The 22,114-nt window shown below is 43.9% G+C and carries 18 protein-coding genes; 11 read left to right on the top strand and 7 right to left on the bottom strand.

What is annotated here, in order from left to right:
* Positions 1 to 119 precede the first annotated feature (119 nt).
* The 4 genes from AC6R16_RS01940 (at position 120) to AC6R16_RS01925 (ending at position 5,231) form a co-directional block, all read left to right on the top strand.
* Positions 120 to 2,360 (top strand): TonB-dependent siderophore receptor, encoded by a 2,241-nt coding sequence (locus tag AC6R16_RS01940; RefSeq protein ID WP_500673389.1) that lies wholly within the window; start codon positions 120 to 122, stop codon positions 2,358 to 2,360.
* Complete coding sequence (locus AC6R16_RS01935; RefSeq protein ID WP_500673388.1) at positions 2,350 to 3,318, top strand: GNAT family N-acetyltransferase; 969 nt, start codon at positions 2,350 to 2,352, stop codon at positions 3,316 to 3,318. Before AC6R16_RS01940 ends, AC6R16_RS01935 begins: the two co-directional genes overlap by 11 nt.
* Positions 3,319 to 3,378: 60 nt before the next feature.
* Positions 3,379 to 4,671: a lysine N(6)-hydroxylase/L-ornithine N(5)-oxygenase family protein gene (locus AC6R16_RS01930; protein ID WP_500641214.1), complete on the top strand. Its 1,293-nt coding sequence runs from the start codon at positions 3,379 to 3,381 to the stop codon at positions 4,669 to 4,671.
* A 146-nt stretch (positions 4,672 to 4,817) separates the two neighbouring features.
* The gene (locus AC6R16_RS01925; protein ID WP_500673387.1) at positions 4,818 to 5,231 is read left to right on the top strand and encodes a GFA family protein; all 414 of its coding nucleotides are present in this window, start codon (positions 4,818 to 4,820) and stop codon (positions 5,229 to 5,231) included.
* Here AC6R16_RS01925 and AC6R16_RS01920 read toward each other — a convergent pair.
* Positions 5,228 to 5,944, bottom strand: a complete 717-nt coding sequence (locus AC6R16_RS01920; RefSeq protein WP_500641212.1) for a response regulator — start codon at positions 5,942 to 5,944, stop codon at positions 5,228 to 5,230. The genes AC6R16_RS01925 and AC6R16_RS01920 overlap by 4 nt on opposite strands.
* Positions 5,941 to 9,201 (bottom strand): response regulator, encoded by a 3,261-nt coding sequence (locus AC6R16_RS01915; RefSeq protein ID WP_500673386.1) that lies wholly within the window; start codon positions 9,199 to 9,201, stop codon positions 5,941 to 5,943. The genes AC6R16_RS01920 and AC6R16_RS01915 overlap by 4 nt, the downstream gene beginning before the upstream one ends.
* A 533-nt stretch (positions 9,202 to 9,734) precedes the next feature.
* Here AC6R16_RS01915 and betI point away from each other — a divergent pair.
* The 7 genes from betI (at position 9,735) to nagE (ending at position 18,164) form a co-directional block, all read left to right on the top strand.
* Complete coding sequence (gene betI / locus AC6R16_RS01910; protein WP_500673385.1) at positions 9,735 to 10,331, top strand: transcriptional regulator BetI; 597 nt, start codon at positions 9,735 to 9,737, stop codon at positions 10,329 to 10,331.
* Positions 10,332 to 10,352: 21 nt separating this feature from the next.
* Positions 10,353 to 11,813, top strand: a complete 1,461-nt coding sequence (gene betB, locus AC6R16_RS01905; RefSeq protein ID WP_500673384.1) for a betaine-aldehyde dehydrogenase — start codon at positions 10,353 to 10,355, stop codon at positions 11,811 to 11,813.
* A gap of 24 nt (positions 11,814 to 11,837) precedes the next feature.
* On the top strand, positions 11,838 to 13,538 hold the full coding sequence (gene betA, locus AC6R16_RS01900) for a choline dehydrogenase (protein ID WP_500673383.1): 1,701 nt from the start codon (positions 11,838 to 11,840) through the stop codon (positions 13,536 to 13,538).
* A 28-nt stretch (positions 13,539 to 13,566) separates the two neighbouring features.
* Positions 13,567 to 14,505, top strand: a complete 939-nt coding sequence (locus AC6R16_RS01895) for a choline ABC transporter substrate-binding protein (protein ID WP_500673382.1) — start codon at positions 13,567 to 13,569, stop codon at positions 14,503 to 14,505.
* Between the two features lie 54 nt (positions 14,506 to 14,559).
* Positions 14,560 to 15,402, top strand: a complete 843-nt coding sequence (gene choW, locus AC6R16_RS01890) for a choline ABC transporter permease subunit (protein ID WP_171381433.1) — start codon at positions 14,560 to 14,562, stop codon at positions 15,400 to 15,402.
* Positions 15,403 to 15,404: 2 nt separating this feature from the next.
* The gene (gene choV / locus AC6R16_RS01885; protein WP_500673381.1) at positions 15,405 to 16,589 is read left to right on the top strand and encodes a choline ABC transporter ATP-binding protein; all 1,185 of its coding nucleotides are present in this window, start codon (positions 15,405 to 15,407) and stop codon (positions 16,587 to 16,589) included.
* A 123-nt stretch (positions 16,590 to 16,712) separates the two neighbouring features.
* Positions 16,713 to 18,164 carry an N-acetylglucosamine-specific PTS transporter subunit IIBC gene (gene nagE, locus AC6R16_RS01880; RefSeq protein ID WP_500641205.1) on the top strand — a complete coding sequence of 484 codons (1,452 nt, stop codon included), beginning with the start codon at positions 16,713 to 16,715 and terminating at the stop codon, positions 18,162 to 18,164.
* A 71-nt stretch (positions 18,165 to 18,235) separates the two neighbouring features.
* Here the strand turns inward: nagE and AC6R16_RS01875 are convergent, their stop codons facing one another.
* The 5 genes from AC6R16_RS01875 to AC6R16_RS01855 form a co-directional block, all read right to left on the bottom strand.
* Positions 18,236 to 19,525 carry a sensor histidine kinase gene (locus AC6R16_RS01875; protein WP_500673380.1) on the bottom strand — a complete coding sequence of 430 codons (1,290 nt, stop codon included), beginning with the start codon at positions 19,523 to 19,525 and terminating at the stop codon, positions 18,236 to 18,238.
* Complete coding sequence (locus tag AC6R16_RS01870; RefSeq protein ID WP_500641203.1) at positions 19,509 to 20,183, bottom strand: response regulator transcription factor; 675 nt, start codon at positions 20,181 to 20,183, stop codon at positions 19,509 to 19,511. Before AC6R16_RS01870 ends, AC6R16_RS01875 begins: the two co-directional genes overlap by 17 nt.
* A 222-nt stretch (positions 20,184 to 20,405) precedes the next feature.
* Complete coding sequence (locus tag AC6R16_RS01865; protein ID WP_171320892.1) at positions 20,406 to 20,834, bottom strand: DUF3010 family protein; 429 nt, start codon at positions 20,832 to 20,834, stop codon at positions 20,406 to 20,408.
* A 151-nt stretch (positions 20,835 to 20,985) separates the two neighbouring features.
* Entirely contained in the window at positions 20,986 to 21,369 is a 384-nt protein-coding gene (locus AC6R16_RS01860) for a cystatin domain-containing protein (RefSeq protein ID WP_500641202.1), read from the bottom strand.
* A 164-nt stretch (positions 21,370 to 21,533) separates the two neighbouring features.
* Complete coding sequence (locus tag AC6R16_RS01855; RefSeq protein WP_500673379.1) at positions 21,534 to 21,878, bottom strand: DUF3316 domain-containing protein; 345 nt, start codon at positions 21,876 to 21,878, stop codon at positions 21,534 to 21,536.
* Positions 21,879 to 22,114: the final 236 nt, after the last annotated feature.

Here is a 22,114-nt window from a genome sequence, read left to right as displayed (position 1 = left end):
TATAGATTCCATTTTATTATAAAACTCGTTACACTTCGTTCGCATTGTAATGCTAATGATAACAATTATCATAATAATTAATATTATGTTCGGTTTAGCCGAAAGTTAAGGAGAAACATATGAATCGGCAGTTTATGCTGAGCCAAGCTTGCTTAGCAGTAACATTTGCCTTGTCTGCTGGTGTAGTTAATGCAGCAGAAGACGAAACGGTAGTGGTGGTAGGTCAGCAGCACGAAAGCTCAGTTGGACCAGACTTCAGTTATCTAGGACAAAAGAGTCGAACAGCGACCAAAACAGATTTAGCTATTCATGAAACACCTCGCGCAGTTTCTGTTGTTACACGAGAGCAAATGGATGACCGAGCGTCTATCAGTATCTCGGATGCACTTCAGTACACTCCGGGTATTCAAACTAACCATTACGGTGATGACAACAAACAAGATTGGTTCGTTGTTCGTGGATTCAAACAAGCAAATAACGGACTGTATCAAGATGGTACGCGTTTATACTCTGCGGGTTTTTACAGTTGGCAAATTGATCCGTTTGGCCTAGAACGTGTTGAAATTTTACGTGGTCCGGCTTCTACGTTATATGGTCAGACACCACCGGGAGGCTTAATCAATGTAGTTAGTAAACGCCCGCAATTCGATGGTGGCTCTGGCCAAGTAGCGGTAGAGTTTGGCTCGTTTGATAGAAAGCAGATAAGTGTAGACGTAAACCGCGAGATTAACAAAGATGTCGCGTTCCGTTTGGTGGCTATGGGCCGTAAGAATGGTACAAAAGTCGACAATGTTGATGCAGAACGCATTTTAATTGCCCCTTCTTTAGCGTGGAACATTAGCGACAGTTCTAGCATTACTTTTCTAACTAGCTATCAGAAAGACGACTCGAATCCATATCTACAGTTTTTACCAATGGAAGGAACTTTAACAAGTAATCCAAATGGAAAAATAGCGGATAATGTTGCAGTTGGTAACCCAGATTGGGAAAAGTTCGAGCGTGAGCAGCTTTCATTAGGGTATGAATTTGAGCATCAGTTCAATAGCGCTCTAAGCTTTGGTCAGTCTGCTCGTTATAGCCGCATGGATATCGATCTGCGTCAGATTTATTCAAATGGATATGTAGCAGACTCTGGATTACAGCCGGTCCTCGATCCTACAAGTGAGAGAAAAACACTACTTAGAGGCGCTACAACTGAACAAGGCCATTCAGACGCGTTCAACATTGATAATCGTCTAGTTTTCTCGTTCAAAACTGGTGATGTAGAGCATACTCTTCTTACTGGAGTAGATTATCAGCTTATCGATATTACCAGTAAAGACTATGCCGCAGACCCTCTCGTGGCTGATGGTAACAATTCTGTTTTCATACCACTTCCTGGTGTAGGCGTAAGACCTGATCCTACATTTAATATTTATAACCCAAGTTACTCAAATAACGTTGTATTGTTGGACACCCATACAGGCACTTTTAGCGAACTATCAGAATCAGATTTGCAAACATCAGTTACTAAAAATAACCAGCTAGGCTTGTATGTCCAAGAGCAAGCGAAGTATAACAATTGGGTGGTTCAAGCTGGTCTTAGATATGACGACACTTCAAATGAGACTACTAACCAAACATCGGGTAGCAGCTATAAAGCCGACTATAAAGAGTGGACTTCTAATGCTGCTGTTGCTTATGTGATGAGCAATGGGTTAACTCCTTATGTTAGCTACTCCCAGTCATTTGAACCCTTTGTAAAAACTGTTTCAAAACAGGCTGCTAAGCCGGAGCGTGGCGAAGCGTTTGAAGCTGGTGTTAAATATCAACCAAGAAGCTTTGATGGCTATTTCAATTTCTCTATTTTCCATGCAACGAAAAAAGACGTTGTTCAGACAGTCAACTCAGGTACGGAAATTAAACAGATTGGCGAAATCAGAAACCTTGGAATGGAGCTAGAAGCAGTAGCTAACGTCACTGATTCACTGACGCTAATTGGTAACATCTCGCATGTCGATTCAGAAATTAAAGATGATGTTGATTCTACCATCGTAGGAAATCAACCGGAGCAGGTAGCCGATTTATTGGCGAGCGCTTGGGCAAAGTACCAATTCTTTGGTGGAGTGCTTGACGGCCTCAGCCTAGGAGGTGGTTTACGTTATACCGGTGATACTTATGGGGATAACAAAGGCCAAAATGTTGTACCTTCATATACATTGTATGACGCGACAGTGAGCTACCGTTTCGAAGACTATAAATTCCAAGTTGCCGCGAAGAACGTATTCGATAAAGAATATATTTCGACGTGTTACGGTGGTTCAACTTGTTTCTACGGTGATCGCCGCAACGTGATTGCGAGCTTGAGCTATGACTGGTAACACTAATGCCCTAAACACTCTGCCCTTTGGGCAGAGTGTTGAGCAGCAAGGGGATAAATGCTGTATCGATCTTGGTGAAGGTAGAATAACGGTTAGCAAAGAGAGCGGTGGATACTGGAGAGTTAATGAGAATACATTAACAGGTTCTGAGTACGCTAAAGCTTTGGTGTTACTTTTGGAGCAGCGCACAGATATTCGCTGCATTGAGCTTAACGAAAATGCTGCCTCTGCTTTAGAAGATATCGTTCAAGTTAGTGCTGAAGGTATCAAACTTGTCTGGCGAGAGAGTTTGCTTCAACTGCCAGAGTTTTGGTTACAGCAGCAACGTCAATTAATGCCTCACAAGCAAGTTCTGGCAAGTAATGGCTATCACCCTTTGCGTCCAAGGCCGCAAAAAGGTGAGCTATACCGTCGTTATATCCCAGAGTTAGAGCAAACGCTTTCTCTCGTGGGTCTTGATGTTGAAGAACATGCGCAGCTGTTTTCAAAATGGCAGAACAGTCAACGAGTGGCTGCTTTCTGGGAGCAAACAGGCAGCCTTGAAGAGCATAAGTCTTATCTAGAAGAGCAACTCTCGAATGACAAAAATCAATTGCTGATTGTTTGTTTGAATAACGAGCCATTTGCTTATATTGAAGCCTACTGGACAAAAGAAGATCGTATTGCACCTTATTATGCCGCTGGCGATTACGATCGTGGCATTCATATGCTTGTTGGTGAGGAGCATCACCGAGGCAGCCACAAGGTAGCAGCTTGGCTTCCTTCTGTGTGCCATTTCCTTTACCTGTCCGATCCAAGGACAGAAAAAATAATCAGCGAGCCAAGAGCGGATAACGCCAAAATGATTGGTTATCTCGAACAGTACGGCTTCGCCAAGTTAAAAGAATTCGACTTCCCTCATAAGAGGGCAGCGTTAATGTGTCAGTTGAGGGATACCTTTTTTAGCGATTGCTATTAATTACTCGGGTATCTCGGAATGAAAGGGCCAAAGAGCTCAACAAAATTAAGAGGTTAAAAAATGACAGACCAGATTAAGGAATATGATGTTTTAGGTGTAGGTTTTGGCCCGGCCAACCTGTCAATCGCCATTGCATTAGAGGAAACGGCTCAACATCAAGAGTTGAGTTATTGTTTCTTAGAGCAAAAATCTCACTTTGAATGGCATGGCGGAATGCTACTAGACGGTACTCGAATGCAGATTTCTTGTCTTAAAGATCTCGTGACCTTGCGTAACCCTACTAGCCCATACTCGTTTGTTAACTATCTTCACTCTCACGATCGTTTGAGCTCATTTATTAACTTAGGCTCGCTACATCCATCTCGTGTTGAATTCAATGATTATCTGACTTGGGTTGCGAATCAATTTGAATCAGTTGTCACTTACGGACAACGGGTCATTGATATAGAACCGATTGAAGTTGATGGTGAAATTACCAAGGTTCGCGTTGTTTCGACAGACATTAACGGCAATCGAACTGTACGTATTGCAAAAAACCTTCTGATTGGTATGGGCGGTATGCCTAAATTGCCGGAGTTGTTCAACGGTTTAGATGACGAAAAGGTCATTCACTCTTCTAAATATAAAGTATGGCGCGAGCAGTTTAATGCAGGTACTGAAACACCTAAGATTGCGGTCGTGGGTGCGGGCCAAAGTGCAGCGGAGATTTTCGTCGACCTAACAAATCGTTATGAAGATGGCGAAGTACACTTGGTTAACCGTAACTTTGCTCTACACCCTGCTGATGACAGTGCATTTGTAAATGAGATCTTCGATCCAGAGTTTACTGACCATGTGTATTCAAGCTCGGATGAAGAACGTAAGACAATTCTGTCACGTTTCAATGGTACGAACTACTCAGTGGTTGATACGGAAGAGCTCAGTGCAATCTATGAGCGCCTGTACCTACAGAAAGTCACAGGCGAAGGAAAGCATCAACATTTACGCTGTCATGATATTCAAGAAGTTGGACAGAAGGAAGGTAAGATTTCACTTCGATACAATGATAGGATCCACACTGAGCAGAACTGGCACGACTATGATGCAGTTGTTCTTGCTACCGGGTATCGTTACGACCAGTTTAATCAGATGCTAGATAAGCTCGAACCTTTGATGTCTGATAAACAGGTTGAACGCCACTACCGTTTACCGATGCAGGATTCATGTAAGGTTAACGTGTTCCTTCAAGGTTGCTGCGAATCTTCGCACGGACTAAGTGACACCTTGTTATCTGTTCTTGCAGTGCGATCGAAAGAAATCGTTGATTCACTTTACTCAAATCTTGAATCAAAAAAAGAGCCTGTAAAAGCTTAGTGTTATCCAGTGAACTTGTCGTGGATTTAAAATCTGCGACAAGTTTTGTTATTTTTAATAATCCTTTCCTACCACCATCTTACTTTGCTATTTTGAATATCCCTCATTATGGGTAATGAGGGATATTCACTGCAAAGGAGAAGCAAATGAGCTATTTGGTAGAAGGGTCTTGCCAGTGCGGTCAAGTATCCTACAAACTCAACCAACCCCCTAAGATGGTAGTTGCCTGCCACTGTATTGAGTGTCAAAAGTTGTCCACTGCTCCGTTTAGTGTTACCGCAGTAGTCGGTGCAAAAGACATTGAATTTGAAGGTGAGTTAAAAGAATGGCAGCGACTAGCGGAAAGTGGTAACAAGAACTTTGCGAAATTTTGCCCAGATTGCGGAAACAGAGTGTACCATTTCAATCCTGATGAACAGTCAACACTCAAGTTAAAGCTAAAAGCCAGCACAACGACCAATCATGATGTTTTTGAGCCAACCGTGCATGTTTGGGTCAGCGAGAAACAAGATTGGTACCAGTTGCCTGAAGGTGTTCAAGTTTTCGATAAACAGCCTTAAATTTCATACGCTAGCTGAGTTTCATCTATTCGAGCGTAGAAAGAGTGGACTTCAATGATTGTGCTGAGCTCATTTAAACGACGGATTAATTTCGCGTTCAGCTTTGTTCCTGCCTTGAGCAAGCAACCGCCTGTTTTAACGCAGATATTCTCTAGTACGATCATTCCTTCTTTCAGCTCAGATAATGTCTCTATTTCAACGACTTGGGAAGAAACCTCTCTGACTTTTGGAGAGTTTGCTTCGGAATCCTCTTCAGGTGGTTGAAAACTGACCTCTGTTGTAGCCGTGTCATAAAGGTGTTTTTGATATAAACGTTTTGGTTCAGACACTGCCGATTTTATCTGCTCTTGAGCACTTTGAACGGTGATTGGTTTAACTAAAAATGCATCAACTTCTAACGTCATACAGCTTGCTATTGTTGTTGTGTCAGATAGGGTCGTTACTGCAATAATGCTAGTTAAATCAGAGGCGCCTGATTCTCCTTCACGTACTGTTTTGATTAATTCTAATCCATTGATTTTTGGCATGTTGATGTCAGTAATGATCAGATCTACATGATGCTTGCTTAACTTTTGCAGTGCTTCTTCACCGTCTTGAGCACTGAGTAAGTTCTCATACCCTGCTCGTACAAGCATGTTGATCAGGGCTTTGCGTGAGAACTTATGGTCCTCGACAATGAGGATCGTAAAGTCACGAGGGATAAATTGAGTCATAACGAAGCTTCCGTACTTTCTATGATTGACTGCTCGATAAGGTAAACCCTTAACTTTTCTGCTTCTGTTCTGCTTTCCATTAAAGTCTTTGTGAGGGTATTCCAATCTTTTTGTGGCGCTATGTTTTGGATTCTCTCAAATGTTTCTGCTAGCGTTTGCGCGCCTGCTGAACGGGCAGCCCCTTTTGCTGCATGTGCGATTTGCTGTAGATTAAGTTCGTCTCGCTCCAATAGAGCGTGTTCGGCGGAAGTAAGGTCTTCCGCAACGGACTCCCAATAGCCTTCTAAAAGTGGAGAGACGATCGATGAATCCGTTGTTCCAAGTATCTCTTTGAGAGACTGCATACAGATTGGAGAGCCTCCTTCGTCTGCATTTGTACTATTAGGTTTAATTGCTTGGGGTGATGCAGGTGACAGCTTCAGCCACTTAATAATTGAGGTATTAAGCTTCTTCAGTTCGACAGGTTTGGTGAGATAATCATCCATCCCACAAGTCATGCATTGCTCTGAGGCTTCTTTCATTGCATTTGCAGTAATTGCAATTATGGGGATATGGCCTAGGTTCTTGTCTTCACGCTCCAGTTGGCGAATTTGGCTAGTCAGCTCATAGCCATCCATGACCGGCATATGGCAATCAGTGAGTATTAAGTCAAATCTTCCGGATTGCCACATGTGCAATGCTTCTTGTCCTTGTTTGGCAATTTCGCACTGGTAACCTAGATGGGAGAGTTGCCGCTTTAGTACATCTCTATTCGTAGGTTGATCGTCGACTACGAGAATCAGTTCATCTCTAGGTTCGTCAATAATCAAAGCGTCAGTAGTATTTCCTAAATGAGTAATGTCTGGGCTCACATGCCCCTTTATCACGGAAATAGCCGTAGTGAGTTCGCTAGGTTTGAACGGGCTACAGTTCATAATGTACGTGTTGGTTTTCAAAAAGCCAGTTTTTGCACCTGCATCTGAAGTAAGGAGAATAAGTTTGTTTCTATCAAGATGTTCTTGTTCAAATGAAGACAGCTTGCCGTCGGTATAGTTGTGATAAATGTCGGGACCGAAGATCACGACATCGATTTCTATCTCGGTCTTTTCAGCGTGATTGAGGACAGTAATTGCACGTTGAACTGTAGGAACGAAATGTACCTTGCAGTCATAGTTTGATAGGTTGATGTCGCAGAAAGTAATCACGTCTTGTTCATTGGATACAAGTAAGACTCTCGTGCCATTGATGTATTGTGGAATAAGATCTTCCGGCGGTGATTCCACTTCTATAAAGGGTAATTCAAGAGTGAATCGGCTACTCACACCAAATTGACTTTCAACGTTTATGCTGCCACCCATAAGGTCTAGAAGTGAATGAGTAATAGAAAGCCCCAATCCAGTGCCGCCGTAGAGTCGTGTGGTGCTTGTATCGGCTTGTGTGAAAGCCTTAAACAGGTTTTCTTGTTGCTCCTCTGTCATACCAATACCATTGTCCTCCACCATTAAGTCAACGCAAGGAGCGATACCATTGGAACCTAAAGAAGCAGAAACCCAAACTTTACCTTTGACCTCACTTGTACTGTCGGTAAATTTAACTGCGTTACCGACTAAATTGAGCATGATTTGGCTAATTCGAACACTGTCACTCATTATCACTTTGGGTAACTGGGGATCATAGGTTAAGTACATATCGATCCCTTTGTTATTTGCTTGAAGATAGAGAACATCAAGCGAGCGCTCGAGTAGGTTCTGCAGCTCGACAGGGGCGCTTTCTAGCCTCATTTGTCCCGCTTCAATTTTGGAAAAGTCTAGAATGTCATTGATGATATGAAGTAGGGTTAATGCCGAATCTTTAATGGTAGAGACCATGGCTCTTTGTTCTGAATCGAGTTTGCCTTCGCTCAGTAAACTTAACATGCCCACAACGCCATTCATTGGCGTTCTGATCTCATGACTCATATTGGCTAGAAACATGGATTTTGCTTCGTTTGCAGCTTGAGCAATTTCACTTTCTTGCTGCAGAGAAGCTTGAGCTTTTTTCTCTTTGGTGATGTCTATGTTTACTCCACCCATACCTATGGGCGAGATATTGTCTTCGGCGAAAACAACGTCTGCGGCCGCCTTAACCCACCGTATATCTCCACTAGGCAGTAGAATGCGAAACTCAGCATTGAATTGACTCAAGTTTTCACGCGCAGAAAGTAACGCGTGTTCGGCGAAGTCGACGTCTTCAGGGTGGACCCTTTCTTGCCACATAGCATAATTGTTTTCACATGATTGTGAATCGACGCCATAGATGTCATACATTCGAGCGTCCCAAGTCACTTCATTACTTTCGAAGTCCCAACTCCAAATTCCGATACCTCCAGCTTGTGTCGCTAAGTTTAGATTCCGAACCACACTTTCCAGTTCTGATTCACTGCGCTTAAGCTCCATTTTAGCATCGTGCTCCGAACTTCTGTCGTGAAGGGTTATGAGAACGTACTTGCAGTTTTTAATCGAAATATAACGAGTCGCGGCGGATAAGGAGAGTACTTCACTTTCGCGATGAACATAGAATATTTGGTTAAGTGATACCTCTTGGAACATAGGAACTTGCTTTAGTTGTTGTTCTATTAGCGAGGGTTTGAGATCGATGAGCAATGAGGTGATATCTAGACCAAGAATGTCAGCTCTTTGGTGACAAAAAAGCGATAGCGCAGAGTCATTAGCATCGAGTACTTGATTGCTTTCGTTAAGCAAAATCATTGCGTCGACAGCTTGTTCGAAAATAACACCTATCTGTAGCTCGTGTTCGCTAATACGTTTGTTTTGCTGTGAAACCATTTCTTTTAATTGTCGGTTGCTGTTTCTAAGAGCAGCTTTGGCTTTTTGAATTTCAGAAATATCGGTATTGGTAATTACTAAATAATTGAGAGAGCCGTCATCTCTAAACATCGGTTGGATATCGACTTTTATCCACGTACTTGCATTGCCTGGCCTTACAACAAAGTTTGTTTTGTTTCCGGCATCTGCAGCTGTTCTTAATTTATCTAGGTCGGCGCTGGAAAGGAGGGGAGCGTAAAACTGAGTTAGGTTTTGTCCGACAATGGCGGAGTGTTTACATCCATATAGCTCTCCAAATGCTGGGTTGGCATAAAAGATAGAATGAGAATCTTGCACTCCATCGCATATGAAGATGCCTTCTGGCAGGACATCTAACACACTTTTCTTTATTTCATCGGCAGGAGGGCCGTGTCTGTCCTTTCGAGAAAGGATAGTGGAAAAGGGATTCTTCATGGTGCTGCCAACCTTGGTCTTGTTGTTTTTTCAATCCATGGGTGCACATTTTTATGTGCTCTATTTCATAATATAGAAGGCGATAAGCACTTGATCAAACGGAAATATCTGAATCACTTAATCATGGAAGAATTGATTTTAAAAGTATTTGATAGGTCAATCTATGGCCTGTATTGAATGTTGAATTGGATAATTTACTAAATAATTAGTGTACGAAATAAAAAAGTAGGTGAGATGTGTAGGGGCGAGTGGTGGCTTACTACTGATTGGTTACTTGTTAACATTTTGTAGAAAGGAATTTGATTTTAACGCTCAATAAGTCATTGAATTAAAGTTATTTTCGTGGCGTTAAGGCTTTTTTGGATGTTTGGCTGGGTACTTAACTATTGTTATGTTCAAACTTTGAGTTCTTAGCAAATTTTCTATAAATTTTTTGATTGATCGCGATTGTTAACAAAAAACAATTTGAGTACAAATGAAAAATCAGGCATTTTATATTTAATTGATCGTTCAATTAAAAAAGGAACAATGAAATGCCGAAGGTTGGTATGCCTGATATTCGTAAGCCTCAGCTTGTACAAGCAACGATGGCGGTGATCGATCGTGTGGGACTACAATCGGCAAGTATTTCTTTGATCAGCAAAGAGGCAGGCGTCTCGTCTGGGATCATTAATCATTACTTTGGCGGTAAGCATGGATTGCTTGAAGAAACGATGCGCGAGATTTTGCGTCAGCTTTCCTCTACCGTAACGCAAAAGCTCAACGAGTTGCCAAAAGAAGCTCATCAACAACGTATTAACGCCATTATTGATGGCAATTTTGTCGGCTATCAAGCCGAAAATAAAGTAGCGAAAACGTGGTTGGCTTTCTGGTCATACTCAGTCCATGACCCAGAGCTGAAACGCCTTCAAAGGGTCAATGAAAAACGATTGTTGTCCCATTTAAAAATTGAATTAAAGAATTTGTTCGAAAAAGATCAGGCAGAGATCATTGCTCATGGTATCGCTGCACTGATTGATGGTATCTGGTTGCGTGGGACGCTCAACCCACAAGGTATTGATGCCGAGAAGGCGAGGTTAATCATAAACGATTACCTAGACAAACAGCTTACTTTCTATTCTCAAAAATAATCATAAAAGTCAGATCTTCACATGGAAATGAAATCACTATTCATCGATGGCAAAGCTTGCCATGCAACCTCTAACGAGACCTTTACTACGTACAATCCAGCTAATGGAGAGCCTTTGGCTAAAGTCGGGCAAGCAAGTGAACGAGATCTTGCGCTGGCGATAGACGCTGCTAAAAGTGGCTTCGAAGTTTGGTCTGCGATGTCACCAACAGAGCGTAGCCGTATCTTGTTAAAAGCTGTTGCACTATTACGTGAACGCAACGATGAACTTGCCGCTCTCGAGGTTGCTGATACAGGTAAGCCTCTACAAGAAGCCATTGCGGTAGACATTGAAACGGGTGCAGACGTTATCGAATATTTCGCAGGTTTAGCACCAGCTATGCAAGGCGAACAGCAACCCTTAAGTGAAACACAGTTTTTTTATACGCGTCGCGAACCTTTAGGTATTTGTGCCGGGATTGGGGCGTGGAATTACCCGATTCAAATTGCAATGTGGAAATCAGCACCAGCATTGGCTGCGGGTAATGCGATGATTTTTAAGCCTTCCGAGGAAACGCCGCTATCGGCTCTTAAGCTTGCTGAAATATTCACAGAAGCGGGTCTACCGGATGGCGTGTTTAATGTTCTGCAAGGGGATCACAGAGTAGGACAGATGCTGACGGCTCATCCTGATATCGCCAAAGTGTCATTTACGGGCGAGTCAGGCACGGGCAAGTTGGTCATGGCAGACAGTGCGAAGACTTTAAAGCAAGTCACTATGGAGTTAGGTGGTAAGTCGCCGATGATCGTGTTTGATGATGCCAAGCTTGATGATGCGGTATCTGCAGCCATGGTGGCGAACTTCTATACCCAAGGTGAAGTTTGCACGCATGGCACTCGAGTCTTTGTCCATGAAGCCCTGCATGATGAATTTGTTGCTCAGCTAAAAGCGCGTACTGAAAAGCTTATCGTCGGTAACCCAATGGAGATGGAGACTCAGATTGGGGCTCTGATATCACGTGAGCATCTAAGCAAAGTACTTAGTGCTATCGAAAGCGCTAAAGCAAGCAAGGCAACACTTCTCATCGGTGGTTATCAGGTTATAGAAAATGGATTAGACAAGGGTAACTTTGTTGCACCAACCGTATTTACTGATTGTGATGATGACATGGAACACGTTAAAGGCGAGATATTTGGTCCTGTCATGTCCGTTCTGAAATTCAGCCAAGAATCTGAAGTGATTCAAAGAGCGAACAACACGGATTATGGACTAGCGGCTGGCGTATTTACGCAAAACCTCTCACGTGCACATAGAGTGATTCATCAGCTTCAAGCAGGTATTTGTTGGGTCAACACCTGGGGTGATTCGCCTGCGGAAATGCCAGTAGGCGGTTATAAACACTCTGGTATTGGGCGTGAAAATGGCCCAGAGACACTGCGCCATTACACGCAGACGAAAAGTGTCTTGATTGAGCTTGGTGGCTACGAAAGCCCTTACGAGTAACTTGCGGGAATACGGAGATTCAAAATGAAGCAAGATTACGATTACATCATCGTAGGAGCGGGCTCTGCGGGTTGTGTACTGGCTGACAGACTTAGTGAGAGCGGCGAACACAGTGTATTACTGCTTGAAGCTGGTGGTACCGACAAGAGTATCTTTATCCAGATGCCTACTGCCTTGTCCTATCCAATGAATACGGAGAAATACGCTTGGCAGTTCGAAACACAGCACGAATCTGGTTTGGATGGCCGCAAGTTACACTGCCCGCGAGGCAAAGTGCTAGGTGGGAGCTCTTCAATCAATGGAATGGTCTATGTCCGCGGACATGCTTGTGACTTTGATGAGTGGGAGCAGAATGGCGCTAAAGGCTGGAACTACCAGTCATGTTTACCTTATTTCAAGCGTGCAGAGTCATGGACAGGCGGTGGCGATGAGTATCGAGGTAACGAAGGGCCTCTTGGTACTTGCGCTGGTAATGACATGCAGCTTAATCCTCTTTATCAAGCTTTTATTGATGCAGGGAAAGATGCGGGTTACCCGGTAACGCCTGACTACAATGGTTACCAGCAAGAAGGTTTTGGTGCCATGCATATGACGGTGGATAAAGGAGTGCGCGCATCCACTTCTAACGCTTACTTAAGGCGCGCTCTAAAGCGAACAAACCTCACGTTAGTTAAGGGTGTTGTCGTTCGCAAAGTGATTATCCAACAAGGTAAAGCAATTGGCGTTGAATTTGAAAAGTCTGGAAAGATTATTCAGACGCTGGCACAAAAGGAAGTGATTTCAAGTGCGGGTTCTATTGGTTCTCCTCAGCTTCTGCAATTGTCTGGAATCGGCCCTAAATCGGTGTTGGACAAGGCGGGTGTAAAGGTTGAGCTTGATCTGCCGGGAGTTGGGCAAAACCTTCAAGATCATTTAGAAGTTTACTTCCAGTATCACTGTAATCAACCCATCACGCTTAATAGTAAATTAGGTTTAATGAGCAAGGCGAAAATTGGTGCGGAGTGGATCCTGACACGTAAAGGATTGGGAGCGACAAACCATTTTGAGTCCTGCGCATTCATTCGCTCGCGCAAAGGTCTTAAGTGGCCAAATATTCAGTACCATTTTTTACCTGCAGCAATGCGTTACGATGGTCAAGCGGCGTTTGATGGGCATGGATTCCAAGTTCATGTCGGACCGAACAAGCCTGAAAGTCGCGGCTCAGTCGAAATCATTTCTTCAAACCCAAATGATCAGCCCAATATTGAGTTCAACTACATCTCGACGGAACAAGATCGTCAGGACTGGCGGGATTGCATTCGTTTGACGCGAGAGATTTTGCAACAGCCTGCAATGGACGCGTACCGAGGAGACGAGATCCAGCCGGGACTCGACGTCACAAGCGATAAGGCGATTGATGAATGGGTCAAGCAAAATGTAGAGAGCGCTTATCACCCTTCATGTAGCTGCAAAATGGGTGCTGATGATGACCCACTAGCCGTATTGGATGAAGCGTGTCGAGTTCGCGGTCTTGAAGGGTTGCGAGTGGTCGATTCATCAATATTCCCAACTATCCCAAATGGCAATTTGAACGCTCCGACCATCATGGTTGCTGAACGTGTAGCAGACATGATCTTAGCCAAACCATTGCTCGAATCAGCCAACATGCCTGTATGGCTAGCCCCAGAGTGGGAGCACAAACAGAGAATTAATAAACCTAAAAGAGCTGTGGAATCAGCTCAATAAAGTCAGTAATCATTACAAGGAACACATTATGTCTATGATGACAAAAACATTTACCTCCCTAGCTTTGAGCGCTCTTGCCGCCAACGCGTATGCCAATCAATGTGAAACCGTGCGTTTTGCCGATGTGGGTTGGACAGATATTACTGCAACGACAGCAGTGACGTCTGAACTACTGAAAGGTATGGGCTATAAAACGAAAACCGATTTGCTGTCTGTGCCAGTGACATACTCGTCAATGGCGAACGGTGATATCGATATCTTCCTTGGCAACTGGATGCCAACAATGGAGGGAGATATCGCTAAATACCGTGAGGCAGGCAGTGTCGAAACGGTTCGCGCCAATCTTGAAGGTGCGAAATACACCTTGGCAGTACCTAAGTATGTTTACGACGCAGGAGTGAAAAGCTTTGCTGATCTTGCAACACATGCTGATAAGTTCAGAGACAAAATCTATGGGATAGAGCCAGGTAACGACGGTAACCGACTGATTCAGTCAATGATTGATAGCGATGCCTTTGGCCTTAAAGACTTTAGTCTTGTTGAGTCGAGTGAAGCGGGAATGGTTTCTCAGGTTGCACGTGCAGTGCGCCGAAATCAATGGATCGTTTATTTAGGTTGGGCACCTCACCCAATGAACAGCAACATTGAGATGGCTTACCTCGATGGTGGAGATGACTTCTTTGGTCCTAACTATGGTGGAGCTAACGTTTATACCAACGTTCGATCTAATTACCTTTCTGAATGTAAGAATGTAGGTCAAATGCTGAAAAACCTAACGTTTAGTTTGGAGATGGAGAATGAGCTGATGGAAGCCATTCTTAACCAAAACGTAAAACCTTCCAAGGCGGCGCAGCAGTGGTTGAAACAAAACCCACAGCAAGTTGAAGTATGGCTAGAAGGCGTTAAAACGTTGAATGGCGGTGACGCGGCTGCGGCAGTGAATAGCTATATCAAGTCAAACGCATAATAAAAATGGTGAGGTAGCAGGGTTGCTGCCTCACCAAATAATAAAGGTTATATCGTGAATTTTATTACAAACAACAAAATCCCTGTGGGTGAGTGGATGGAAACGGGCGTAGATTGGCTGACGTTGAATGCGGCAGGATTCTTCGACGCAATCTCTATCTTTCTTGAAACCGTTATTCTTTTTGTTGTCGATATTTTTAAATGGATGCCACCTGCATTTCCGATTGTATTAACAGCAGCAATTGCTTGGTATTTGCACCGTAGTATTCCATTAGTTCTGTTTGTTGTTGGCGCTCTGCTTACTATTCTTAATCTTGGCTATTGGCAAGAAATGCTGGAAACCTTTGTTCTTGTTTTTGCAGCGACAACGATTTCCGTATTAATTGGTGTTCCAATCGGCATAATGGCAGCGCACCGCCCATGGTTATATACCTTGCTGCGTCCTGTGCTTGACTTAATGCAGACTGTCCCGACATTCGTCTACTTAATTCCTACGCTAGTTTTGTTCGGTCTTGGTATTGTACCCGGATTGATTTCGACGATAATCTTTGCCATTGCAGCGCCTATTCGTTTGACTTATTTAGGGATTACCAAAGTTCCAGAGGAGCTTATCGAAGCAGGGAAAGCCTTTGGCGCAAGTCGAATGAAACTTTTGTTTAAAGTGGAACTGCCTGCTGCGATGCCGAGCATTATGGCGGGTGTAACACAGTGCATTATGTTGTCACTCTCCATGGTGGTCATTGCTGCTTTAGTTGGTGCTGATGGTTTAGGCAAACCGGTGGTTCGAGCGTTGAACACGGTAAATATTTCACAAGGATTTGAAGCTGGGTTAGCCATCGTACTCGTTGCGATCATTCTCGACCGTTTGTGCAAAACACCTAATCAGAAAGAGGCATAGTCATGGATGCAATCACAATTAAAAATTTAGATGTGGTGTTTGGCGATAAACAAGATCAGGCGTTAACTCTTCTTGACCAAGGTTTGTCACGTCAAGAAATCATTGATCAAACGGGACAGGTAGTCGGCGTTGATAACGTTTCCCTTTCAATTCAAGAAGGTGAGATTTGCGTGCTAATGGGCTTGTCAGGTTCGGGGAAATCGAGTTTATTACGCGCAGTGAATGGTTTGAATGAAATCAGCCGCGGCTCGCTAGAGATTAAAGATGGCCAGCAGGTGGTTGACCTTGCCAATTGCGGTGAAGAAACATTGCGTCATTTACGTACCCATCGTGTCTCTATGGTGTTTCAAAAATTTGCCCTGATGCCTTGGCTAACGGTACTAGATAACGTTGCTTTTGGTCTAGAGATGCAAGGGATGAGTAAAAAAGAGCGACGCGAAAAAGCGCGCGCGCAGCTAGAAATGGTCGGACTAGCAGAGTGGGAAAGCAAATATCCTCATGAGTTATCGGGTGGCATGCAGCAGCGGGTAGGGTTGGCAAGAGCCTTCGCAATGGACACCGACATCCTACTGATGGATGAACCTTTTTCGGCACTCGATCCGTTGATTCGTGCGCAGCTACAAGACGAACTCATCCAACTGCAAAGCAAGCTGAACAAAACAATCTTATTTGTGAGTCACGATTTGGACGAGGCACTTAAAATAGGAAACAACATTGCGATTATGGAATCAGGCAAGCTCATTCAGCATGGTAAGCCTGAACAAATCATTCTTGCACCGGAAACGGATTACGTTAAGGACTTTGTCGCTCATACAAATCCTCTTAATGTGCTTAAAGGTCGTTCATTGATGCAGTCACGTGAAGAGCTAGCAAGACGCAATGATCAGTGGGAGATTTGTTCATCAGACGAGCTTTGGGTTGAGCAACTTCCCCAAGGCTTGAGTTTGGTTGATTCGAACAAAACGCTGGTGGATTGGAATGATGATACTCTTGAAATAGATGACATCAACAACTCTATGGTGGTTCAAGCCAGTCCTGAAATAGGAATGCGTGAGGCGATTGAGCTCAAACAGCGCAGCAATCAGCCTATTTTGTTGGTCGAAGAAGACGAACTTGTCGGAGTCCTTACGGACAATGAGCTCTATGATGCCTTGCTGGGTAACTTCAAAACCAAGCAGGTCGCTTAACCAAAATGTCCAGCCTGTTAGGTTGGGCATTTTTCATTAACAAATCTTAATCTACACTCAACTCTGCCTTAATCTCACTCTTAGTACTCTTTGGGAATAACGAAAACCAAAGGGGACAAAAAGGTGAATATACTAGGATATCTACAAAAAGTCGGTAAGGCGCTGATGGTGCCTATCGCAGTTCTGCCAGCGGGTGGCCTAATGCTCGGATTTGGCTATGCGCTTGACCCTACATGGGGGTCGGGTGGAAGCGCGTTAGCGAGCTTTCTTATTTATGCGGGTAAGGCGATCATGGATAACCAGGCTTGGTTATTTGCTGTTGGTGTCGCATTTGGCATGGCGAAAGACAATAACGGTGCAGCAGCACTGGCAGGTTTGATAGGTTTGTTCATAGTACAAACTCTGGTCTCAGATCCTGCGGTCATTTCTATGCTAACGGGAACGCCCGTTGCGGATATGAGTAAGGAATCTGTCATTGCGTATGGGGCTGTCGTCAACGCCTTTACGGGGATTCTTACGGGTATTATTGCGGGAGAGCTCTACAATCGCTTCCATAATATTCAGCTGCCGTCGGTATTGGCTTTCTTTGGTGGGCGCCGCTTTGTACCGATTATTACCTCGGCAGTAATGTGTGTTGTGGCTTACATTCTTATTGTGGTTTGGCCTGTGGTCTATGTTGCACTGGTTAATTTTGGTAAGAGCTTTATCGATCTCGGCCCGGTTGGCGCTGGTTTGTATGGTTTCTTTAACCGTCTGTTGATTCCACTTGGCCTTCATCATGCTTTGAACCAAGTATTCTGGGCTGACCTTGCTGGTATCAACGATATCTTCAACTTTTGGAACAACACTGGTGAGCTTGGTATTACAGGTCGTTACATGGCTGGTTTCTTCCCTGTCATGGGCTATGGTCTACCGGCGGCAGGCTTGGCGATATATCACTGTGCTAAGCCAGAGAATAAAGCGAAAGTTGGCTCTATTATGTTGGCGGCAGGTACGACTGCAATTGTAACTGGTGTGACTGAGCCGCTTGAATTTGCGTTTATGTTTGTTGCGCCAGTACTGTTTGTGATTCATGCCGCACTGACTGCTGCTTCAATGACGATTGCAGCTACCTTCCAGTGGACAGCGGGCTTTACATTCAGTGGTGGTTTAATCGACTTCTTGCTCTCTATGAACCTGCCACTGGCGAACAAACCCTATATGCTCGTGGTTCAAGGGCTCTGCTTTGCTGCCTTGTACTACGTTGTGTTCCGATTCGCTATCACGAAATTTGACCTTAAAACACCGGGTCGTGAAGATGAATCAGAAGTTAGTGCGGTTGCAGCATCGACGGACAAAGCAAAATTGGCTGCACAATACACTGAAGCTTTAGGTGGAAAATCTAACCTAGAGAGTATCGATGCCTGTATCACGCGCCTTCGTTTGGCAGTGCATGACATGAATAAGGTTGATGAAGCTGCTCTGAAAGAGTTGGGCGCAATGGGAGTGGTGAAACTGAACGAACATAATGTGCAGGTCATTCTGGGCCCAGAAGCTGAGCTCGTTGCTGGTGAGATGAAAGCTCTACCTGCTTAGTCAGTGAGGTGAAGCTCTCAAAACCCATACTAGAAAGGCAGCTTAATTCAAAGCTGCCTTTTTCAATGGCTTTAGTGAGTGAAATACAGCCGTACTCTTAGCCCAGGTTTGTTATCGCGCAGTATTAAGCGCGCGTTGTGTTTGCTAAGTACCGCATCAACCAGAGAAAGCCCTAGTCCATTACCTTGTTCGGTTCTGCTTTTGTCCGCCCGATACATAGGGCGACACACGTAGAGTTTATCTTGCTCAGAAATGCCTATCCCTGAATCGGCAACCATAACGCCAAAGTGATCAACGACAACTTCAACCTTGCCATCGTCTGGTGTGTATTTCACCGCGTTTTCAATCACATTGAATACGGCGCGAAAAAGTAACGAACGATCGCCTAAAATGGAGCAGCTTTGGTCTTGTCGATAGGTAATGCTTTGTCGCTTCTGCTCTGCCACAGGGGTAATGAACTCGATGGCATCGTTGACGATGCTGCCGAGCTCAACTCTTTCTGTTGCTAAGTTGATTTGTCCGCTATTGATTTTAGCGATTTCGAGCATACTGTTAAAAAGCGATAAGATGAGTTCGAGTTCATCATGACAGGCTGAAAACTGCTCTTGTTGAGACTCGGATAGATCTTTACTCGATAGAACCTCTTCCAGACGTAGCTTCAACCTTGCCATTGGTGTTCGCATGTCATGAGCAAGCCCCACGGTTAAAGACTTTAGCGTTGTCTCATTTTTCGCCATTTGCTCAATCATATAATTAAGATGAATCGCCAAGATATCGAATTCGTCATCTTTCTCTGAAACTGAAAGTTTGACTTCTCGCTCGCCACACAACACGCGGTTCATCGCGTGGTTTACCTTCTCTAATCGTTTTAGGATCAGCATTGAAAAGAATAAGGCGGTGCAGAGCATCACCGCGACAGGCATGATGATGCCAGAAAACACAATAGGTGCGAGAGACTCACGATGCGCTTCGACAACACTATGGTTAACGCCGATTTCTAATCGAAAATCATGGCCTAGTAAGATGTTGGTCTTCTCACTGGGTAAGGCCGCTATTGGATAGTACTGGGTGTTTAGTATCGGCTCCATCGGTTCGATTAATCGATAGTAAAATGGAGTCTCAGACGCTTGCTTAGCTTTCAAAAGGCTTTCAACGTTTGGTCTGCCTTGAGTTGCCGCAAAACTGAACTCTTGAATTTCATCGTTGAGTTGTTTCGTTAGTTGCTGGCGATGAAAGGTGTCTGAATCTACATATAGCTGACGTATGACGAAGGTGTTGGCTGCGGCAACCAGCACAAACATGCCAATAAGGGTTTTGAAGACGGATGAGCGGGAGAGGGTATAGTTATCGACGAAGGACATAACCTGCCCCTCTTACTGTATGAAGTAACCCGGTACATCCTGCTTCTTCAAGTTTACGTCTTAGATTAGCAACGTGGACATCGATCACGTTGGTCTTTGGGTCAAAATGGTAGCTCCAGATACTCTCAAACAAACGCATCCGAGACACTACTTGTTCGTTGTGTTCGATAAAATGTTGAATTAGTTGGAACTCCTTAGGCTGGAGCAGTAACTCTTGATTATTGCAGGTAAATTTATGTGCTTTAAGATCTATTTCTAAGCAGTCGTAGCTAAGAGTGTGAGAAGGAGGTAACGAGCGATGTGTTCGATTAATGATGATATCAACTCGAGCGATAAGCTCAGCGAGGGCGAATGGCTTAATAAGGTAGTCATCACTGCCTGCTTGCAATCCATCAACTCGGTCTTCGATGCTGTCCATTGCACTCAGAATGAGAACGGGTATGTTGTTATCTGTCGCTCTAATTGCCGACAGAACTTTCATTCCGTCAAGGTAGGGTAGCATTCGGTCAAGAATGATCAATTGATAGTCGCTGCTGAGCGCCATCATCAAGCCTTTTTTGCCATCCTCTGCCTGATCAACGGCATAGCCATGCTCTTGTAGCCCTTTTGATACAAAATCACGGGTGGTTTGGTCGTCTTCAATGATTAATATTTTCACAATAACCCTCCTTTGCCATAGCTAGGGGTTATCATAACGAATAAGGCTCTGATTTTAAGGAGAAAAATAAGGCTCGCGTGACTAATGCGAGCCATATCGGTTTAGGGGGTAAACCGAAAAACGTTTTAGATTAAGGAGTTACAGACTAACTCAGCACTTATTTAGTGCGCCTTAACGAAACATTAAGATTTGTTAATCTGGCACTTCAAACTAAACGTTTGATTATCCACGCATCATTGCGCAAGCGTATGCTGTGGTAAATGCTTGCTCTTGATACTGCTTTAAACCGGTATCTTTAAACTGAATGCCTAGCGGGTTTCGTTTTAGGCTCTCTTTGATAGCCGTTGGCGCCACAACTTCTACTTTCAAGTCGTCGATAAGCTGTATTGCAGCCTCTAACTTAAAACCGACAGCACCGCCTGCGAATTTACCTTTGGTTTGACGCTGACGAATGACGACTTTTTCAATCTTGTAATCTTCTATCAACTTGGCAAAAGAGAATTGGAATTTCTTCATCTCTTGTGTGTCGTTGGCATTACCAATGCTTAGTTTTGCTACTCGGCAATCTGGCAAATGAACGACACCATTTTCATGAGAAAGAAGACAAATGACCGCATCGTTACCTTTTAGCTCTACACCACAAATTTTCATGTTTTCACCTAGTTGTTTGTTAGCGGCGCCATTATATCGACCATTTGTGACTTATCGAGCTTTTTATGCATTGATTGTAGAGAGCAAGGTGAGGAAGGACAAAGAAGCCCAGTAAAAGCTGAGCTCCAGAGATTTACTTTGAAGCAGGATGTTATGGGCAGATCTTACCAAGTGCTGGTTCTTGAGTGATTGAATATTCATCGTCAAGAGAGTGGTAAACAATCGCATTCCAAACCTCACCGTTTTCGAGCTCAAATTCCACCGCGTAGTTCATTCCAGCAACAACTTGAGTGCGCACATCAGTGATCTGTTTTAGCGGAGAAGACGTGGTGATTTGCGTAAGAGCAAGAGCAACCGCTTTCTCTGCTTCAGGTGTAACCTCACCCGGAGGGTAGAAACCTCCAGGCATCGCTTCGCTATTACACATAGGGTCGTGTGGCATAGTAGAAATGTACTCTTGGTTTGTAGAAGTCGCTTGGTTGCAACCCGCTAGAACGGCTACTGAGGCTACTGACAGTAAGATAACTTTCTTCATGTTTACTCCAGGGCGTAATCATTATTGATTTGTTAATTGTTGATTGTTTATCTATATTCCACTTTTGATAGGCATTTTACTCATAAATGAACTTTTAAAGTCAGGATAATGCAATAAAAAAGCCGCTTTAGATAAAGCGGCAAGGCAGGTGGAGTGAAAAACGGTTAGCTATTGCCGCTTTCGCGATACTTGTATTGGTAATCAACATCGAGAACAGCTTTGTACTGAATGCTTCCTGGCGCACTGGCAAATTCTTCAATCTGTACTGTCATATCATTGAGTTTCACACTTGGGTAAACGACGTTATTCTGTGAAATATGCAACTTGTTCTTAAGTTGTGCTGGGTTCATTGCTTTCATCTCATCCATGAGGTCAAACGCGGCATCATAGGCTTGTTGCTTAGTTGAGTATGCGTCAGTGGTATAGCTTGTGTTTGATGATGTCGCATTCGTTGAAGCAAATACAGATGCACTCATTACTAACGAAGCTAATAGAATCACTTTTTTCATAATCTTTTCTCCTGATGGGTGACCTTCGAGAGAAATATTACGCCTATGGACGTAAGTGGTCTGTCAGCTTGTGTAAGATTAACGCTAGGTTTTGTAAAGCTTTCCTTTACGTTCGTAACCTGTTTATGACTAAGTAAACCTGCTGTCAGCGACTTGTGTGTTGAGCAAAGTGAGCGTCAGAGGTGAGGCTTTGCCGCCCTATAGTTTTTATATTCTCGTTGCGCTTATTATGATCG

Source organism: Vibrio sp. R10-SG3-ISO10, from assembly GCF_059834185.1.
Note: the sequence above shows the minus strand (reverse complement) of the source record. Positions and strands in the feature narration are given on the sequence as shown.

What these genes read in the sequence shown, in the direction of transcription:
- AC6R16_RS01930 (WP_500641214.1), top strand. Translation starts at nt 3,379, where the DNA reads ATGACAGACCAGATTAAGGAATATGATGTTTTAGGTGTAGGTTTTGGC.
- AC6R16_RS01935 (WP_500673388.1), top strand. Translation starts at nt 2,350, where the DNA reads ATGACTGGTAACACTAATGCCCTAAACACTCTGCCCTTTGGGCAGAGT.
- AC6R16_RS01875 (WP_500673380.1), bottom strand. Translation starts at nt 19,525, where the DNA reads ATGTCCTTCGTCGATAACTATACCCTCTCCCGCTCATCCGTCTTCAAA.
- betI (WP_500673385.1), top strand. Translation starts at nt 9,735, where the DNA reads ATGCCGAAGGTTGGTATGCCTGATATTCGTAAGCCTCAGCTTGTACAA.
- choV (WP_500673381.1), top strand. Translation starts at nt 15,405, where the DNA reads ATGGATGCAATCACAATTAAAAATTTAGATGTGGTGTTTGGCGATAAA.
- AC6R16_RS01915 (WP_500673386.1), bottom strand. Translation starts at nt 9,201, where the DNA reads ATGAAGAATCCCTTTTCCACTATCCTTTCTCGAAAGGACAGACACGGC.
- AC6R16_RS01940 (WP_500673389.1), top strand. Translation starts at nt 120, where the DNA reads ATGAATCGGCAGTTTATGCTGAGCCAAGCTTGCTTAGCAGTAACATTT.
- AC6R16_RS01855 (WP_500673379.1), bottom strand. Translation starts at nt 21,878, where the DNA reads ATGAAAAAAGTGATTCTATTAGCTTCGTTAGTAATGAGTGCATCTGTA.
- AC6R16_RS01865 (WP_171320892.1), bottom strand. Translation starts at nt 20,834, where the DNA reads ATGAAAATTTGTGGTGTAGAGCTAAAAGGTAACGATGCGGTCATTTGT.
- betA (WP_500673383.1), top strand. Translation starts at nt 11,838, where the DNA reads ATGAAGCAAGATTACGATTACATCATCGTAGGAGCGGGCTCTGCGGGT.
- AC6R16_RS01920 (WP_500641212.1), bottom strand. Translation starts at nt 5,944, where the DNA reads ATGACTCAATTTATCCCTCGTGACTTTACGATCCTCATTGTCGAGGAC.
- AC6R16_RS01895 (WP_500673382.1), top strand. Translation starts at nt 13,567, where the DNA reads ATGTCTATGATGACAAAAACATTTACCTCCCTAGCTTTGAGCGCTCTT.
- AC6R16_RS01925 (WP_500673387.1), top strand. Translation starts at nt 4,818, where the DNA reads ATGAGCTATTTGGTAGAAGGGTCTTGCCAGTGCGGTCAAGTATCCTAC.
- betB (WP_500673384.1), top strand. Translation starts at nt 10,353, where the DNA reads ATGGAAATGAAATCACTATTCATCGATGGCAAAGCTTGCCATGCAACC.
- AC6R16_RS01860 (WP_500641202.1), bottom strand. Translation starts at nt 21,369, where the DNA reads ATGAAGAAAGTTATCTTACTGTCAGTAGCCTCAGTAGCCGTTCTAGCG.